The following is a 16,932-nucleotide window of genomic DNA, read 5'->3' as shown; positions in this document are numbered from 1 at the left end:
AATTGAGCCCAAAAACGGTGAGCTGGCTCGCTGGCACGGGTTACGACGCGCCCGCTACTGGGGGCTGGTAAAGACTAGGCTTCAGGCCATTTTCACTGCCCTGGCGGTAAACTTCAAGCGATGGGTGTACCTGGCAATTGCTGCCAAGCGGGCAGTCAAAACCGCGGCAGCCTAGGAATAAGGAGTTTCTCTGCCTTTTTCAAGGACTTGGTTACTTTATATTGGTACTAAAGGTGGCGATTTGCTGTGGTAAGCTCTTCCATAAAAGCCTGATTGCCATATATTGTTAATTATACTTGGTTAAAGTGTTATAACTTGCTGTTTTCCCTCAGTTTTGCGACGGTCTCTACACTACTACAAGCTTACCTGATGCAAAAAAGGAGTGAGTAAACTTGCGGAGCAACATAACCCGGTTAACGTTCACCAGCTTAGCCGCCGCCCTGTTGGCCTTTGCCCTGGTGTTGGTCTCGGGCTGCGCGTCGGAAACGCCGCCTCAGGCCGCACAGGACAAAGGGAATGCGGCCCAAGGGCAGCTCGCTTCTCAGGTTCCCGCCCAGACACAGCAGCCACCGGGCACACCAACCCAGGCCGGGATCCGCACAATCCAGGCCACCGTCACCTCAGTCGCCGACGGCGACACCGTCCACGTGAACCTTAACGGCCGGGACGAGCGGGTGCGGATGATCGGCGTCAATTGCCCGGAGATAAGCCACCCCGACCTGGGCATAAAGGAAGAGCCCTACGGCCGGGAGGCCAAGGCGTACACCGAAAGGCAGCTCTCCGGCAGGCAAGTCTGGCTGGAGTTCGACGTCCAGGAGAGGGACAAGTACGGCCGCCTGCTGGCCTACATCTGGCTGGAGCCGCCCTCTACCGGCTCCGAGGAGGAGGACCGGGCCAATATGTACAACGCCCGGCTCCTGCTGGAAGGCTACGCCCAGGTCATGACCGTGCCCCCAACGTGAATTACGCGGACCTCTTCGTCAAGTTCCAGCGGGAGGCAAGGGAGAGGGGTGCGGGCCTGTGGAGCCTGGCGCCGGCCGCGCCCTCGACCGGCAAGGGTGGAGGGACCAGGTAAATTGGCAGCACCCGGTCGAAGATCCTCCGCCATCCGGACTGCGGGTGGGCGCAGGAGATAAGCCCGTAGAACCGGGTGGAGTTTGGGAGCAGAGAGGAGGTCCTGGAAGCAGGGTACAAGCCGTGTAAGGTGTGCAACCTTTAGGGGTGGGGGCATGGAAAAGCGGTTGCGGTTACCTTTGGACGGAGCGGATTGCACTTAAAGCGGAAGGAGATGTGCGCTCGGTAGCGGCTCGGATCGGTAGATTGCAGAACGTTCCCCCGCAAGAGATCAGGCTAGCGAGTAAGTACTTGGAACTGGTGCAAGAGGTTTGACGAAAGGAGGTTTGCTACCCATCGTGTCTCCGTTAATCGTTCGAGCCGGAGATCCTCGAAAGAGAGCCTGCTCGGTATCTAAGACGGGAATAAGCCTTTCTCGACCTGTCATTGAGCAAACGAAGTGGAAAATAGGTGATGAAATAGAGATTGGTTTCATTCAGAAGGTATTTTGCGTACTCCTAAGAAAAACTACTAAAGGAACTGACTGTTTCCGGTTGACCCACTTGAATAACCGAACAAAAACGGGTGGGAAGATTCATTGCGTCGCGTGGTGCCGAAATTACCTAAGTGCCATATCTGTCCTCCCAAAACGTAACTTGCGTCCGATCTTCCTTCGTACTACCCCGTGGGATCTCGCGCTATTGCTGGAGGAAACAAAGTGGGAACTCGAAGAAGAATTCAGCAAGGCTGGGCTCGAGAGAATGAAACAACATATCAATAAAGAAGCAGTCGGTTGCTATGTTCTCCTTGGCACACGAGATAAGATCCTACGCTACGGTCATGGTCAACTAATAAACCGCTTAGAAACGCATCTGAGTGATACGGCACGATTTATGCCGTTAACAAAGAAGTTTAGAGTTATTGTGTTCGATAGCAAGGAAGACGCTGAAATTTTTGAAAAAGTGTTGATTGCACAATACGAACTCGAAACAGGCATGATTCCCCCACTTAACGAAATCAGGAGTTGACGAGAACCTGGGACAGGTTGCAGTGGTTCCTCTTAGAATCCCCGGCCTTAGCCGTGGGGAAGCTCAGTGCTTTCCCGGCAGGTGGAGTTCATGAGGCGCTGGTGGTTCGGCTGTTTCGGTCCGTTCGGCTTCGGTTTTTCCTTCGGGTTTCCCTTCGGCTGGTGGGGAACCTTGAGCGTGGAGGAAGAGCTTGACATGCTGCGGAAGTACCAGCGCCGCCTGGAGGAAGAGCTGGAGAGGGTCAGGGAGAGGATCAGGAGACTCGAAAGCAGAGAAAGCTAACGGGATTGGTGGGATGCGGTATGTCCAGCCTGGGTCCGTGCCTGACCTTTTACGACGGTGTTGGCTGCATTGGCGGCAACAAGGTGCTCCTGGAGGACGGCGGTGCGGCCCTCCTCCTCGACTTCGGCACCAACTTCGGGGCCGAGGGCATGTACTTCGATGATTTCTTCCAGCCGAGGAACACCTTCGGCTTTGCGGACCTCCTGGCGCTGGACTTGCTGCCGCCCCTGCAGGGTCTCTACCGGGCCGACCTGGAGTACCCGGGGGTGTGGCAGAGGTGCTCCGCCCGCCCGCTGTTCCGGAAGGTAGAAGTGCAGGGGGTATTACTTTCCCACGCCCACTACGACCACTGCGGCTACCTGCCCTACCTCCGGGAAGATATCCCGGTGTTTACCAGCCTTGCCAGCGCCTTCATCTGCAAGGTTTTGCAGGACACCGGAGGGGGCAACAGGCTGCAAGACCTCTGTTACGCCGTGCCCCGGGAACTCAAAGATGGCCTCATCCAGACGGTGCGGGTCACCAAAAGCAACCCCGCCCCAGCCGTACAGCGCCCTTTCCGGGTTTTCGGGTGCACCGCGGTGAGCCCTGACGCGGCGTCCTTCTGGGAGCAGTGCGATGCCTCCCGTGAACTCTGCTGCACGCCCCTGAAGGCCTGCGGAGACAAGGCCGAGGTTGCCGGCCTGCGAGTGCGCTTCTGGCCGGTGGACCACTCCGTGCCCGGCGCGGGAGCATTCGCCGTCAAGACATCCGCAGGCTGGGTCGTCTACACCGGCGACCTCAGGCTTCACGGAAAGCACGCACATCTGACTAGGCAGTTCATCAGCGAGGCGGCGAAGCTCAGGCCTGTGGCTCTCATCTGCGAAGGCACTCATCCGGAAGTGGAGAGGCCCGTGACCGAGGAAGAGGTGGCCGCCAACTGCTTCGAGGCGGTGAAAAGAGAAAGCGGCCTGGTGGTGGCCGACTTCGGTCCCAGGAACGTGGAGCGGCTGCTGTCGTTCCTGGAGATAGCAGGCGAAACCGGGCGCCGGCTCGCGCTCACCGCAAAGGACGTCTACCTCCTGGAGGCTCTCAAAGCGGCGGGCATGCCTGGCGTGCCCAACCCGTACACCGACGAAAGAGTGGTTCTTTACGTGCAACCCAAGGCTGAACGGAAGAAGTGGGAGAAAGCCCTGTTGGCGAGGTTCAGCGAGTGCGCGCCCGAAAGGGTGGTCGATGCGGCGAAGGTTAAAGCCGACCCCGGCTCCTACATCCTGTGCTTCTCCTACTACGACTTCCACGCCCTCCTGGACATGGAGCCCAGGGGCGGAACGTGCATTTACTCCTCAAGCGAGGCGTTTAACGAGGAAATGCTCATCGACCACCAGCGGGTGCGCAACTGGATAGACTACTTCGGCTTCAGGCTCTACGGTACCCTGGGCCGCGACAGGGAAAAATCCGGCTTCCACGCCAGCGGCCACGTCCACGGGCCGGGGATAGAGGAGCTGGTGGAGACGGTGAGGCCAAAGATCCTGATCCCCGTACACACCGAAAACCGGGAGTTTTTCAGGCGGTTTGAAGGAAGGTGCAGGGTCGTGTTCCCCGAAAAAGGGAAACCGCTGGCGCTGGGTTAGAAGCCGTGTTCAAGTAAGCAGAAAATGCGCCCTACTTTGCGGTATTGCTTTTCTGTTGCACTTGCGCTAAAATTCTGATAAAAGAATGGCCTGTCGCTTCCTCCAACTGCTTTCCGGGAAAGGGCGCTGCTCCCGCGGGCCGGGAAGGCGGAGTTTCTCTCCTCCTTCTCCCGGCCCGCGGGGGTGCTCGGGAGCATATGCTGTCCAGGGGTACCTTAAGCATGGCCATTGCGGGCCCTGGGGTATACCTGCATTCTTTTTTCGGCAATTCCCCTCCCCCTTACCTAGCAAGCAGGTCTTTCTCTCCCTAAAAGCAAGCTATCAGCCACCTGTGTTCTCCCCGCGGGAATCACCCACCTGCGGGGCCTTTTTTGTTCCCGGCCCGTCTTTTTTCGACAGAACCCGCCCCTTGGCAGCGTGCTTGCGAGCGGGGTAGAATAAAAGTGGCTGCGCCACTCACCCCCAGTGAAAAAGATCAAGAAGGGCACTGCTCGGCGGGCTTGGGAAAGAACTCTCTTCCCTCAGTCAGTTCGCGTTTTTCGCCCTCCTCCGACGGAATTCGCCCTTTGGTAGGGGGCGTTCAGGCGCAGTAAAATTAAGCCAGACAAGAGGCCATGCGATCTCATCTTTCTCTTTCCGGCTCTGCGGGGGACTCTCAGCGGGAGTCCCCCGCAAGGCTTTTTTGTCCCACAAAAACGAAAAACCCGCCGGGTCTTTTCCTTCCCGGTGGGCCTGGCCCCTCACTTCGCTTTCCCGCAGGCTGGCTTTGTAATGGGTTTAGCATGTTCGCAAAAATTGCAACCCAGTTGCAACCCAAGCCAACTTGAAAGGCTTGATTTTACTTGTATCACATGGATTGTTTCGGACGCCCGGTATGTAGCCGGAAAACCCTCAAACCCTTGCCGTTCCTGGCCTGCGCCCTTTTGTCTCCATTATTACCAGATAACCTCTACCGGATAGCCCGCAATTTGGAGATCTGCAGTTAGAATGGGCAGATTTTCTAACTGAGCCTGGGCAATCAGAAGGCGGTCAAAAGGGCCCCGGTGGAAATCCGGGAGAGCGTAAAGGTGCAGGGCGTGGCGCATCGAAACGGGTAACGGCTCAATGGCGTTGGCGGCAAGCAAGCTGTTCGAGAAGAATCGCTTCCGGATTGTCCGGCAAAGAGAGCTTGCCGAGCCTGGCCTTAACGGCTCCATCGTTTCGATGGTGAAGCCGTTGTCCCTGGCCACCTGGTACAAAAGGCCTTTGAGGTGTTCGGCCACTCTTCTGGTGAGCAGCGGCTTGCGGTAGTTGACGCACCAGACCATGTGGTAGGCTATGCCGTACGCGCTGTTGCGACCGCGTTGGGGCTTCACATTAATTAATTTGCAAGAAACTCCTTTATCTCATGGACAACTTGCTCTTTCATGATAATGGTATAGTGATTGGAATTTTCTATCACAGAGAAACGGCTTCCAGGTATAATTCGGGCAATTTCTTCACCTTTTTCCCGGGTCAAAACGAAAACGCCAGGGACCACCAGACCTTGCGGCGCCCAAAGGACAAGGGTAGGCGTTTTAATTTCCCGGTGGAGGTCGTTTATGGAAACGGTGTTAAATGACTCAATGTCCTGGCTCACGGCGTCTTTGCTCACTTTCGAGCTGACGCTACCATCGGGGTGGTGGACTACGTCGTAGTAAAAATATTGTTCCCAATAAGGGGACCACTCCGCGAAGAAAGGAAGTGACCTGTGATAGTCTAAATAAGCTTGAAAGGTAGCAAACACCTGGCCGATCCTGTCCAGTGAGGGTTTGAGGACCTCTCTGAGCCTGGGGTCGGGGTCCATGCCCCCGTCAATCAGCACCAGTTTTTCCAGCCTTTCAGGGTACCGGGCGGCAAAGTAGCACCCGATGGCAGCCCCCAAAGAGTGCCCGACCAAGTTAACTCGATTGAGACCAAGTTGTTTTATCATCGCTAAAATGTCTTCGGCATGGGCGGGAATACCGTACCCCGCAGCAGGTTTGGCGCTGTCGCCCCGCCCGGGCAAATCGTAAGCGATTACCCTGTATTCCGGCGCTAATCTTTCGGCCAGCGCATCCCAGCAGCGCCCGTTGGCCGTTAACCCGTGAACGCAGATGATTGGAGCGCCGCTTCCCTTCCAATCGATCAAATGCAGTTCCTTTCCGTTTACGTTGACCTTTAAGTCCCGCATCTTCATTGAACTTCCCCTCCGTCCCTATACTTTTAAAGGCTCTTGCAAGAGACCATCGCGAAACCCAGTGGTTCACGCACCCCCGCTAGCCGAGGCAGTTGACGACAACTGTTGGTGCCGTAGTGTCCTCAAAATTTGCAGCAGAGTTGTAGCTTGTGGCAGGTTAGTTCCTTGATTTCCAACTGTTAGGTTGCTACGTCCTGAAAATGGACAGGAAACACCCTGTGACTATGCTACGGCAATTTTGGCCGCCTTGTTGGGAGCAGTTGCCAGGTGGACCCACCGCTTGAAGTTCACCGCCAGGGCGGTGAAAACGGCCTGAAGGGTGGTCTTCACGAGACCCCAGTAGCGGGCGCGGCGCAGCCCGTGCCAGCGGACCAGCTCGCCGTTCTTGGGCTCGATCAGGGCGCGGGTGCGCACGTCCTGCTCGTACTCGGGCGTCTGGCTGTAAAGGTAGGCCGCCATGTGCTCCCGATAGTAGCAACTCACCGTCAGGGTACGGCCACCCCGGCCTCTGGCGCATGAGGCGTTAAGTTCGCAGGCGCGGCAGGCAGCCGCCGGGAAGCGATAGAGCAAGCTTTCGCTCTCGAGAAGGTAGGCGCGCTGGCTACACACCACCCCGGCTGGGCAGGTGAGGGTTTCGGTCTCCGGGTCGAAGACGAACTTTCCTTCCCGCAGCTCCGGCGCCAGGGCCTGGGGCAGCGGCGGGGCCACCAGCTCCACCCCTTCCTCGGCCAAAGCGCGCCGGTTGGGCCCGGTACCGTGGGCGCCGTCGCCCAGCACTTTTGAGGGTTGCAGGTCGTTTTGCTCCTTGCTTTCCTTGACCAGCTCCACCACCGGCTCGGCGTCGTGCGCGTTGCCTGGGGTCACGGATACGTTGGTAATAGCCACATGGGTACAGCCGGCTGCGCTTAACCAGTCACTTAAAAGGTGCAGTTCGTGGGTGGTGGTGCCAAAGGTACGCGTTTCTTTCTTGGACTTCCCCCTTTGCCCGGAGTGATAAGGCAAGTCACTATTTTGGTTTTGTGGACATCCAAACCGCAGCAACGCTCATAAACAACCTGCATGGCTGCCCCGCCTTTCTGAATAAAGTTTGATGTGCCGCCGCCAGGCCACCGCTAAGATACAAAGAGTCTGCCCACCGTGCTCCCGCAAAGCGGGGCAACACTCGGTGGTTCCTGGCGCAGTGGCCAACTCCATACTTGTGACCGGACTTTCTCGTACCAAGGTTCGACGAGCTTTTTGGGGACGGTCCGAGGTAAGTATAGCACAATTTTCATGCCCCGGTGGTGGCGCGGGCGCCATGTCCTACTTGACAAGTCCTGAACCTCATGGAATTTCGGTAGCACCTTTTTTCGCGATTTTTTAAGCTGTTTTCATCAGCAACCCTTGTGATAGCCTTTGAAGGGCCGCCACCTTCATTTTCCACTTTTCTCGGGACGGCACCGCTTCCCGGCGCCTTCCTGTTAAATGCTCTCAAGATGAAGGGCCACAAGTTACTTTTTGTCGTTCGAACCTTACCTTCGCTGGGCTTGGTACTTCGTTCCAGGGAAAATATGGCGCCGAGCCGCGTCATGAGGTCTTCCCCAGGAAAGACCTCTACGCGCGCCACGTGAACCTCTCCTGGTAAGTTCAAGCGATCCTTATTGAATCCAAAAATGCCGTATACCTGCCTCGCGCAACAGCGCTTCCAGCTTTGGCGTTGAGTCCCCGTACGGAGGAGCAAACTCGGTAACTTCAATGCCCAGCTTCCCCAGTTCCAGCTTCATAAGCTGGATATCCGCCCACACACGCGCACGATATTCATCTAGACTCTCTCCTGGCAGAGGGCAGGCAATCCAGGAACCGCTTTCCGTCCAGCGGTGGCTATCATAGGTATGGCCGCCAAAAATCCAGCCTTTTTCAATCAACTCGCGCGTTTCCTTGGCAGTCAAATGCGGCCTGGCCCGCTCCGGCCGGGGATGGTTGGAGTACCACTTCGCTATCGGGAACACAAGGCCGCCAAATCACGTTTGCGCAAAACGGAAAAGGCATACTTATAGACCCCCTCATAGCCGTCATCAAAGCTTAGAACCACAGCTCCAGGAGGAAGATCCTTTTTTCCTTCAAGGTAGGCTAAAAAGTCGGCAGGCGCAACTACGCGGAACCCCGCTGGCTGTAAAGAGTCCAAAAGCTTTGCCAACTCCTCGGGAGTGATTACAGCCGGGCTGCCCGCTGATTTCGGGTCAACTTCGTGAAACAGTAACACCGCTGCTTCTTTCCTAAAGGCATTTTGAGCCGTTACGGGTACGGAAGAAAACCCTTTTTCCCCTTTTGCTCCGGATATTGTTAACGCACACCCCGCCAGCATTAGGAGTGCAGGTAAGATTAAAAAAATTACTGATAGCCTAACCTTTCCTGCGTTTTCATAGCAATTCACCTTCGCTTTAGGCAAACCCTAACAGCATCGTCCTGCTTTCCGGGTGTATAGTTGTCGGCCGGGTTCCTCCTTGCCTGCCACTTGAACAGTATTGTCTCGGTCATACCGGAAAAAGCCCTTACCAGCCCGCCGGGGAAGAAAAGAACAATAATGATATACACGAACCCAAAAAGGAGTGGCCACCGCTCAAAAAGCGGATATACCCGTGCCAGCCCCGTAAACCAGTCCTGCACAAGATTTACTAGGGCGGAACCAATTATGGCGCCATAAAGGGTACCACTGCCGCCGATGATTGTCATTAAAAGAGCGTCTATAGTTTTTTCCAGAGAAAGTACAGAAGCGCTGACAAAGCGCATCTGTAGCCCAAAAAGGGAACCGGCCAGGCTAGCCGTAACACCTGCCACTGCGGTAGAAAGAAGCTTGTAGCGGAATACGTCATACCCCAAGGCCTCGGCTCGCTGCTCGTTTTCCCGGATGGCCTGCAGAACCCTGCCTGCCGGGGAGCAAGTGAACCGGTACAACAAGAAGGTGGTTAGAATTAATGCTCCCAGGGATAGGTAATAGAATACCACGCGGTTGCTCAGCAGCTCCGGTACGCGAAAGCTGAAGCCATCCTCGCCTCCGGTGATCCACCGCAACTTAAGCGCCGCCACAAGAAACAGCTCGGCAAAAGCAAGGGTGATCATGGCAAAGTATGCATCGCGGATCCTGAGAGAGAGCGAGCCTAAGAGGAGGGCCACCAAAAGTCCGAATATCAGGGAGGCCAGTATTCCCAGAATTGTGTTTGTCCAGCTTGCTCCGACATACTTGAGCAAAAGGCCGACTATATACGCCCCGCTGCCAAAAAAAAGGGCATGGCCAAAGCTGACAATTCCCGTGTACCCCAGTAATATATCGTAGCTCATGGCAAAGATGGCCCAGAGGAAAATATGCGTCATGAGGTTTAAAGTAGCACGGGAATCTGTAAGAAAAGGTATAAATGCCACCAGGAACAAAAGCACTGCTAAAAGCACAACTGTAAGCTTCTTTTTCATTTTCATTACAGGCCACTCCCTCCAAACAATCCCGTAGGCCTTAGCAAAAGAACCACAGCCATGAGAAGTATGTTCACAGCCAGCGCGGCTTCAGGTAAAAACCAGGATACCAGTGCCCCTGTGATCCCCACCAGAATAGCTCCAATTAAAGAGCCGATAAAGCTTCCTAGGCCACCAATTACTACTACGATGAACGCCAGCAACTGATTTTCGAGGCCCATGGTGGGGCTAATGGAGCCACCCAGCGGTCCCATGATTGCTCCTCCCAACGCGGCCAGGGCTGCACCGAACGCGAAAACCAGGCTAAACACTTTTCTTATGTCTATACCTAAGGCTTGCACCATCTCCGGGTTTTCCACTCCGGCGCGCACGATAATACCCAGGCGGGTGCGCTTTAGGATTAGGTATACCGCTAATGCCGTGGCGGCTCCAACTATGATGGTGAAAAGGCGGTACTTAATGATAATCACGCCGTTCAAGTCCCAACTTCCCGCAAGATAAGCAGGGAGCGGGCTCGTTAGTATGTTAGGCCCCCAGAAAACTTTAACCATTTCTCCCAAGACCAGCATTAAGCCCATGGTGAGGAGCATTTGAGAAACGTGGTTACCGTATACCCTGCTAATGGTGCTGCGTTCCACTACCAACCCGATGATCGCCCCAACCAAAACAGCACTTGTCAGGGCCAGAGTGAAGCTTTTGGTGAGCCCAAAAATCCAGGCCCCAACATACGCACCCCACATAAAGAAGGCACCATGGGCAAAGTTTAGCACACTCATTAGACCAAAAATAATAGATAACCCTACGGCTAAGAGGAAAATGGCCATGCCTGTTGCAATACCATTGGTTAATAAGTTAATATATGCGTCCATAGATAAACCCTCCAGCAAAAAGTAAAGTGTTTACCGTGCGGCTTGCTTTACCCCAAGATAACGTTCCAGGAGCTCGTGGTTTTCCACAAGCTCACCCATTTTCCCCGAAACCACGGTGCGCCCATCGTCTATAATGCTGTAATAGTCTCCCACAGCCTTGGCTAGACGGAAGTTTTGTTCCACAAGAACAATGGTAATTTCCTTTTTAATTTGAGAAATAGCCCCTGCTACTCTTTCCACCATCACGGGAGCAAGCCCTTTGCTGGGTTCATCTACTAGTAGCAGGCGGCTGCCCGTAACGAGCGCCCTTCCAAGAGCCAGCATCTGGCGCTGGCCGCCGCTCAGGTTCCCCGCCTTTTTGCGCAGAGCAACCCTAAGATCAGGAAAAAGATCCAGCACTTTTTCCAGGAGTTTTCCGGAAGTACCGTTTCTCATGGCCAAGCGCAGGTTTTCCTCTACCGTGAGACAAGTAAAGATTCCCTGATCTTCCGGGACGTAACCCACACCGAGCTGAGCGACACGGTGCGCTGGCAAGCGTTCTATGGAGCGTCCCTCAAAGGTTATCTTTCCTTTGCGGTGGGGTATAAGACCCATGATGGAGCGCAAGGTTGTAGTTTTTCCCGCCCCGTTTCGCCCCAAAATGACTGTTACGCTTCCAGAAGGTACTTTCAGCGAAACTCCCTGTAAAATGTGAAATTCTCCAATATAGGTGTGGAGGTCTTCCACTTCCAGAATCATGCCATTCCCCCTCCCAGGTAAGCCTCCTGGACCCGGCGATCACCCACAATTTCCTGCGGGTTTCCGCGGGCAAGGAAACACCCGTTATAAAGAACTAAAATCTCGTCGGAGAGAGAAAGAACTACATCCATCTTGTGTTCCACCAGCAAGATGGTGCGGTCACACTTCTCTTTTAGACGGCGCAAGAGTTCCAGCATGGCCGGTAGTTCCTCTAGGGAGATGCCGGCGGTCGGTTCATCTAAAAGCAGGACCTCAGATTCCATGGCCAGCACGATTGCTAGCTCAAGTTTGCGCTTTTCGCCGTGGGTCAAGGTTGCCGCCAGACTCCCTGCCTTTTCTGTCAGCCCTACCTCCGACAATGCCTGCCAAGCCTTTTCCTCCAGTTTCCTGAAACGAGACGCAGGTGTAAAGGGGTGAAAATTAACCCCTGCCTTGGCCTGAGCGGCCAGGCGAACGTTTTCCAGAACACTTAATTTGGGAAAGACGTTGGTTATTTGAAAGCACCTGCCCAGCCCCAAGCGGGCCCGGGCATGGACGGGCAACCAGGTAATGTCATTGCCTTTAAAGAAAATTCTTCCACCGGTAGGTTTCAACTGGCCCCCCAAAAGGTTTAAAAAAGTAGTTTTTCCAGCACCATTGGGCCCGATAATGGATAAAAACGTAAAGGGCCTTATCTCTATTGATACATTGCTCAGAACCTGGTGGCCGCCAAAGGCCATGGAGAGTTTTTCGGTCCATAATATTGGCCTCATGCAAACCAGCCCCTTTTACCATAGCTTTAACCTCTCGGCTTCCCGACGTAGCTCTTCCCGGAAGTCCGGGTGAGCAATGCTTATTAGCTGCCTTACCCTCTCCCTGATGCTCCTTGCTTTAAGGTGAGCGACACCGTACTCCGTGACCACATAATCAACGTCGGCGCGCAATAGGGTTACCTTGGCACCCGGCGGTAGTACAGGCACTATGGTGGAAATAGTACCGTTTTTAGCGGTGGAACGGAGGGCGATAATCGACTTGCCGCCAGGAGACATCTGTGCTCCAATGGCCGTATCATTCTGCCCCCCCGTGCCACTGTACTGTATATGGCCTATGCTTTCGGAAACGACTTGTCCCGTAAGATCTATTTGAAGGGCGGTATTTACGCTTACCATTTTATAATTTTTAGCAATAACCCGCGGGTCGTTGGTTACCCGCCCAGGCTGAAATTCCACTGCCAGGTTCTCGTTTACAAAGTTGTAGAGCTTTTTTGTGCCCAAGGCAAAGTTACCAACCATTTTTCCGCGCCATATGGTTTTTTTCCTCCCTGTTACAACTCCTGCCTCGGCCAGGTCCACCATGCCGTCGGTAAACATTTCCGTGTGCACGCCCAAGTCCTTTTTGTTCATGAGAAACTTGGCTATGGCATTGGGTATGCCGCCTATACCCAGCTGGATGGTAGAGCCGTCCTCAATAAGCTCGGCCACATACTGCCCAATGGCTTTTTCTTCCTCGGAAGGCTCAATGGGCTGTACCTCCACCAGGGGAGCCTCATGCTCGACTATGTAATCCACCTCCGAAATGTGGACGTGAGTATCACCGTAAGTTCGCGGCAGGTTCGGGTTGATTTCCAGGATGACTGTCTTGGCTACAGATATCAGGTCTTTTTCGTAGCCCACACTCAATGAGAGGGAGAAATAGCCATGCCTGTCCATAGGACAGGCCGTCCCCCAGAAAAAGTCGGGGGGGTCAAAAAGGGCCTTACGCGGACCCCAATCGCGCCCGTGGGAAGGAATAAGCGAAACAGTACCTAGGTCATGCGCCTTGCGCTCTCCCGCACCGTAAAACCAGCTCTCCAGGAGGAAATGCCCTTTCATGCTGGGGTCTAGGAAAAAATCGTACTCCTTAAGCAACAGGGCACCAAACACACGCACATTTTCCACTTCGTCCCGCCGAGAAGCCAATGCACCTAGCAAGCCCGGCGGAGCGGCGGCGGCCATGGCTACACCAATGCTACAATAGGAAGTAACCATACCCACTGCTTCCTGGATGCTTATGAGCTTACGGCGGTACTCCTCCTTAACACCCATATGCTTTCAGTGCCCTCCTTGTAGTTCCAACCAGGTTTAATTTTCCGGCCCCCATTTTATTACCGTGGCAGCCCAAGCATACCCTACACCCGCGCTGGTCATTACCACTAAGTCTCCATCTTTCACCAAGCCCCTCTCCAGGGCTAATTCTAGGGAAAGCACCTGGTCTATCTGGCCTATATGGCCATACTCTTCCAGGTAAATAGCTTTCTCAGGCGGTAGTCCAAGCTGGGAGAGGATGTATTCGTGGGCCGAGCGCTTCATGTGAAGGATGCACAGGTACCCAATATCCTTTACGGTGTACCCGCTTTCTTCCACCGCCTCGCGAATAACGCGCAAGAAATTGGGCATGGAGACCTCATCTAAGCGCGCTTTCATGCCCTCCGGATCAAAAACGTCTAGGGTGTACAGCCCCTTTTCCAGGGCCTCGCGGGTCATGGGGACCTTTGTGCCCCCTGCAGTCACACCTACACAATCGGCAAGAAGCGGGTCGGTAATTATCTTTCCTCCAAGAACTGTATTCCTTTTCCAATTCTTTTGGAGCACAACAGCTGCTCCGCCTGCTCCCAGGTTGTACATGAAACGCACTCGTGGATTACGGTAGTCAATTAGATCGCCGTTACGGTAGCCACCGGCCAAAAGCACCGTGTTAAGCTTATCATCCGCCAGCATGAGATCGCGGGCCACCTTTAGGGCCATGACCATAGTACCGCAGCGTAGCTGGACGTCAAATGCCCAGGCGCGCTTGGCACCTATCCCCCCCTGGAGCTTGATTGCCCCAGTTTGCAGGAGGTGTTCCTTATACTCCTCGCCTATATATATCACCAGATCTATTTCATCCGGATCTACCCCTCCCTTTGCTAGGGCAGCGCGCGCCGCTCTTATGCCCATTTCGATGGTGTGATCGTCCGGCCCCGGCACAGGCTTCCTGTAAAAGCCCAGCTTTTTCTCTATTATCTCCTGGGGTATGCCGCTTTCCCGAGCAATGTCAGCGCTGGTCATATAGCGCTCCGGAAGGTATACCCCCGTGCTGCGTATGCCTACAGTAACGCTTGCCAACTTTCATTCCCCCTCTCTCTTAACAGCTCCCAAAGGTTTTACACTATTATCCTGCTCTGTACATGAGGACAAAAACTCCTGCAAGAAAGTTCCAAGCTGTGCCGGCTCGGCTAGTCTGTACATTTTGCCCGTCTGCACGTGCTGGAGGGTTATGCTCCAGGGTATGTGTTCGTTTCCGCATTCATGAACGACGCGGAGTACAAACGACGCCACCAGCCGCTGTCCCGTCATCTCTCTCACTCTCCCCACAATCAAAAAAGAACTTGCTACCGATTACGATAGCAGGCATAAGTTGCTTTGCAGTTACAATGATACCGGTTGGTTAACAATTTTCTTAAAGAGCTTTACCGTTTTAGGAGAAGGAGAAACGTTTAGCTCCCTGCGGAGTACCTCTGTGCATTTGTTAAAAATTTTCATAACCATGGGCTTGTTGCCCATCTTTGCATAGCAATACATTTTTAAGCGATATGCTTCTTCCCAGCAGGGATCTTTTTCCAGGATTTTATCCGCCCAGTTAATACATTCATGATACTCATGGCGTGCGGCCAGAAGCCTGGCCAACATTTCGGCAGCCTGGATGTAGAGGACTAAAAGGCGCTCGCGTTCTTCCAGACACCACTCGTCCTGCGTTGCCCCCTGCAGGTAATCGCCCTCGTAGAGGTCGAGAGCTCTTTTCAGGAGTAATTCTGCCTCAAAGGGCTTTTCCTGAACTATCTTTTCTGCCCTTACCACAAGGGTTTCAAATTCTTCGGCATCAAGCCAGTAGCCCGAAGCAAGATTAAAGTAGTAGGCGTTTCCCTGCCGTTGAATGAAAAAAGAAGGACTGCGTGGCTGCCTTGAAGGCTCTAGGACGCATAGCAAGGTGCTGAGGGCTACTTTTAAGTCCCGGCTAGCTGTTTGCGGGTCTGCATCGGGCCACAGAAAACAGGCAATTTCTTCCTTGTGTAACAATGTTTTTCTCTTGGTAATGAGTAGCTGGAAAAGCCTCCTAGCCGCCTCACGCCTCCACTCCTGAAACCCGATTTCTTCCTCCCCACGCCAAACGCGGAAACAGCCAAGAGTTTTTATGCGCAGGGTATAGCCAACGGAAGGTAGGTCGTCTCTGTCTCCTAGCTTTTTCAGGTGCCATTCTGCGTACTGTGCACATATGTTAAGGCGCTTTGCCTCGCGGAGAATCAGTACAGAGGCGCGCGGGTCCAGCGTTCCCCAAAGCGTCGCCTTATCCAGAAGGAAATCGTATCCCAGGTTTTCACAGAGTTCCAGCATTTCAGAAGCATTGCGGCAGAAGTCATCTTGCTTGCCTTCTTTTAGGGAAAGGTATGCCAACCACCAGGAGGAAACTGCCTTTCCAAAGCTATCGCCGCAACAAGAAAAAAGTTCCCTCGCTCTCGCAAACCACACTTTTGCCTCCTCGAACTTCCGGCAACAGGCAGCAGCAATACCGAGGCTATGGTAAAGCACGGCTACAAACCAGCGGTCCCTAACCTTCTCCGTAACCTCCACGCCTTCGAGGCCGCAACGCCTTGCTGCAAGCCAGTCTCCTTCATAACCGTAGAGCAGGCACCTGCCCATAAGTACCTCCGTACGCCCGCGTACTACACCAAGATTGTCGTTGAGCACCAGGGCGCGCTCGTATGCTTCATGGCAGGGCTTGCTCGGGCGCTTTTCCTGCACCATCAAAGCATGGCCCATGCGTACGTAACCAATTGCTTCCACAAAGGGCGATTTGAGTTTCTGCCCTAAACGTATTCCTTCTTCCGCTGCTGCCACAGCTTTATCAGCTTCGCCAGTAAGGGAGTACAGGAGAGAAAGTAAAAGAGGAGTTTCTCTAAAGGATAGTGGCGGGCGGTATCCGTCCCCTTCACTTTCCCTTTTCTCCTCCAGGAGCTTTATAGCTGCATGAAGTCTTCCCGTGCGCAAGAGCATTCTTGCTTCAAAGTTGCCACGGCTTGCCAGGTGAAGTAGTTCCCCTGCCAGCTGGCGGTAGCGAGCGGCACGGCGGGGCTTACCTTGATTGAGAGCATTCTCGGCCAGAAGATTTAGTATCTCCGCTTTTTCCTCTGTATGCTCTTCTTCCAGCGCTTTGTATGCCTGGCGGAGGAAGTCTTCCGCTAGGGCAGGTTGGATGGTATCTATGTACACCTCCCCCAGGCCTTTTAAAGACCTGCTCAAACCGACCCTGTCACCTCTGGCCAGGTATTCTTTCCTGGCCTGGTCGTAGTACGAGCAGGCCGCCTGGTAATTGGAAGCCAGCCTTTCTGCATCGCCTAACCCAACTTTGACACCAAAGGCCCTTTAAGAGCCCTATTAAAAGCCCGGAACCCAGAAAAATCAAGGGGCTAAGCTCTAAAAATTTAATTTTTGTTGTGCCACGTATTCCAATATATGTTTTGCATCATTGCCGAATGTGTGCTAATATGGTTGTGCTATGTATATCAGAACCAAAACCTTCACCAACAGGGACGGCTCAAAAAGAACATACATTCAAATCGTCAAAGGTGTGCGGGAAAACGGTAAAGTACGCCAGAAAGTGGTCGCCAACCTTGGGCGCTTGGAAGAGCTCCAGAAAAAAGGGGGCATTGACCG

General features: G+C 54.0%; 18 protein-coding genes and 1 pseudogene. 5 read left to right on the top strand and 14 right to left on the bottom strand.

The window, feature by feature from the left end; all coding sequences use genetic code 11:
* The first annotated feature begins 1 nt into the window (after nt 1).
* The 5 genes from G454_RS21005 (at nt 2) to G454_RS0112520 (ending at nt 3,973) form a co-directional block, all read left to right on the top strand.
* Entirely contained in the window at nt 2-175 is a 174-nt protein-coding gene (locus G454_RS21005) for a transposase (protein WP_425387448.1), read from the top strand.
* Between the two features lie 217 nt (nt 176-392).
* Nucleotides 393-962, top strand: a complete 570-nt coding sequence (locus tag G454_RS22145) for a thermonuclease family protein (protein WP_051276380.1) — start codon at nt 393-395, stop codon at nt 960-962.
* Nucleotides 963-1,754: 792 nt separating this feature from the next.
* A complete protein-coding gene (locus G454_RS0112530) occupies nt 1,755-2,081 on the top strand; it encodes a hypothetical protein (protein ID WP_027718900.1) in 327 nt (108 codons plus the stop codon).
* Nucleotides 2,082-2,171: 90 nt separating this feature from the next.
* Nucleotides 2,172-2,363 carry a hypothetical protein gene (locus tag G454_RS0112525; protein WP_084413493.1) on the top strand — a complete coding sequence of 64 codons (192 nt, stop codon included), beginning with the start codon at nt 2,172-2,174 and terminating at the stop codon, nt 2,361-2,363.
* Nucleotides 2,364-2,383: 20 nt separating this feature from the next.
* Entirely contained in the window at nt 2,384-3,973 is a 1,590-nt protein-coding gene (locus G454_RS0112520) for an MBL fold metallo-hydrolase (RefSeq protein WP_035107778.1), read from the top strand.
* A 935-nt stretch (nt 3,974-4,908) separates the two neighbouring features.
* On the opposite strand, the gene G454_RS22415 is transcribed toward G454_RS0112520, so the two are convergent.
* The 14 genes and pseudogenes from G454_RS22415 to G454_RS22905 form a co-directional block, all read right to left on the bottom strand.
* Entirely contained in the window at nt 4,909-5,328 is a 420-nt protein-coding gene (locus G454_RS22415) for a transposase (protein WP_245574402.1), read from the bottom strand.
* A gap of 5 nt (nt 5,329-5,333) precedes the next feature.
* Entirely contained in the window at nt 5,334-6,170 is an 837-nt protein-coding gene (locus G454_RS0112505) for an alpha/beta fold hydrolase (protein WP_051276378.1), read from the bottom strand.
* A gap of 222 nt (nt 6,171-6,392) precedes the next feature.
* Nucleotides 6,393-7,172, bottom strand: a complete 780-nt coding sequence (locus tag G454_RS0112500) for a transposase (RefSeq protein ID WP_169719362.1) — start codon at nt 7,170-7,172, stop codon at nt 6,393-6,395.
* 635 nt (nt 7,173-7,807) lie between these two features.
* Nucleotides 7,808-8,098 carry a polysaccharide deacetylase family protein gene (locus tag G454_RS0112495; RefSeq protein ID WP_027718895.1) on the bottom strand — a complete coding sequence of 97 codons (291 nt, stop codon included), beginning with the start codon at nt 8,096-8,098 and terminating at the stop codon, nt 7,808-7,810.
* Between the two features lie 47 nt (nt 8,099-8,145).
* Nucleotides 8,146-8,583 carry a polysaccharide deacetylase family protein gene (locus tag G454_RS21520; protein ID WP_156896775.1) on the bottom strand — a complete coding sequence of 146 codons (438 nt, stop codon included), beginning with the start codon at nt 8,581-8,583 and terminating at the stop codon, nt 8,146-8,148.
* Nucleotides 8,580-9,623 (bottom strand): branched-chain amino acid ABC transporter permease, encoded by a 1,044-nt coding sequence (locus tag G454_RS19055; RefSeq protein ID WP_051276376.1) that lies wholly within the window; start codon nt 9,621-9,623, stop codon nt 8,580-8,582. Before G454_RS19055 ends, G454_RS21520 begins: the two co-directional genes overlap by 4 nt.
* Nucleotides 9,623-10,486 carry a branched-chain amino acid ABC transporter permease gene (locus G454_RS0112485; protein WP_027718894.1) on the bottom strand — a complete coding sequence of 288 codons (864 nt, stop codon included), beginning with the start codon at nt 10,484-10,486 and terminating at the stop codon, nt 9,623-9,625. Before G454_RS0112485 ends, G454_RS19055 begins: the two co-directional genes overlap by 1 nt.
* Nucleotides 10,487-10,516: 30 nt before the next feature.
* The gene (locus G454_RS0112480) at nt 10,517-11,224 is read right to left on the bottom strand and encodes an ABC transporter ATP-binding protein (protein WP_027718893.1); all 708 of its coding nucleotides are present in this window, start codon (nt 11,222-11,224) and stop codon (nt 10,517-10,519) included.
* Complete coding sequence (locus G454_RS0112475) at nt 11,221-11,943, bottom strand: ABC transporter ATP-binding protein (RefSeq protein ID WP_245574403.1); 723 nt, start codon at nt 11,941-11,943, stop codon at nt 11,221-11,223. The genes G454_RS0112480 and G454_RS0112475 overlap by 4 nt, the downstream gene beginning before the upstream one ends.
* A 48-nt stretch (nt 11,944-11,991) precedes the next feature.
* Complete coding sequence (locus G454_RS0112470; protein ID WP_027718891.1) at nt 11,992-13,287, bottom strand: acetyl-CoA hydrolase/transferase family protein; 1,296 nt, start codon at nt 13,285-13,287, stop codon at nt 11,992-11,994.
* Nucleotides 13,288-13,323: 36 nt separating this feature from the next.
* On the bottom strand, nt 13,324-14,346 hold the full coding sequence (locus G454_RS0112465; RefSeq protein WP_027718890.1) for a 3-oxoacyl-ACP synthase: 1,023 nt from the start codon (nt 14,344-14,346) through the stop codon (nt 13,324-13,326).
* Nucleotides 14,347-14,349: 3 nt separating this feature from the next.
* Nucleotides 14,350-14,601, bottom strand: coding sequence for a hypothetical protein (locus G454_RS21515; protein ID WP_211230091.1), 252 nt, complete (start codon nt 14,599-14,601; stop codon nt 14,350-14,352).
* A gap of 48 nt (nt 14,602-14,649) precedes the next feature.
* Nucleotides 14,650-16,266, bottom strand: coding sequence for an AfsR/SARP family transcriptional regulator (locus tag G454_RS19050; protein WP_169719361.1), 1,617 nt, complete (start codon nt 16,264-16,266; stop codon nt 14,650-14,652).
* Nucleotides 16,267-16,428: 162 nt separating this feature from the next.
* Nucleotides 16,429-16,611: pseudogene (locus tag G454_RS22905) on the bottom strand (tetratricopeptide repeat protein); the annotation flags it as partial.
* Between the last annotated feature and the right edge of the window lie 321 nt (nt 16,612-16,932).

This window comes from Desulfovirgula thermocuniculi DSM 16036, from assembly GCF_000429345.1.
GTDB classification, from domain to species: domain Bacteria; phylum Bacillota; class Desulfotomaculia; order Desulfotomaculales; family Desulfovirgulaceae; genus Desulfovirgula; species Desulfovirgula thermocuniculi.
The sequence above is the reverse complement of the archived record's forward strand: the minus strand, read 5'-3'. Positions and strand labels throughout refer to the sequence as shown.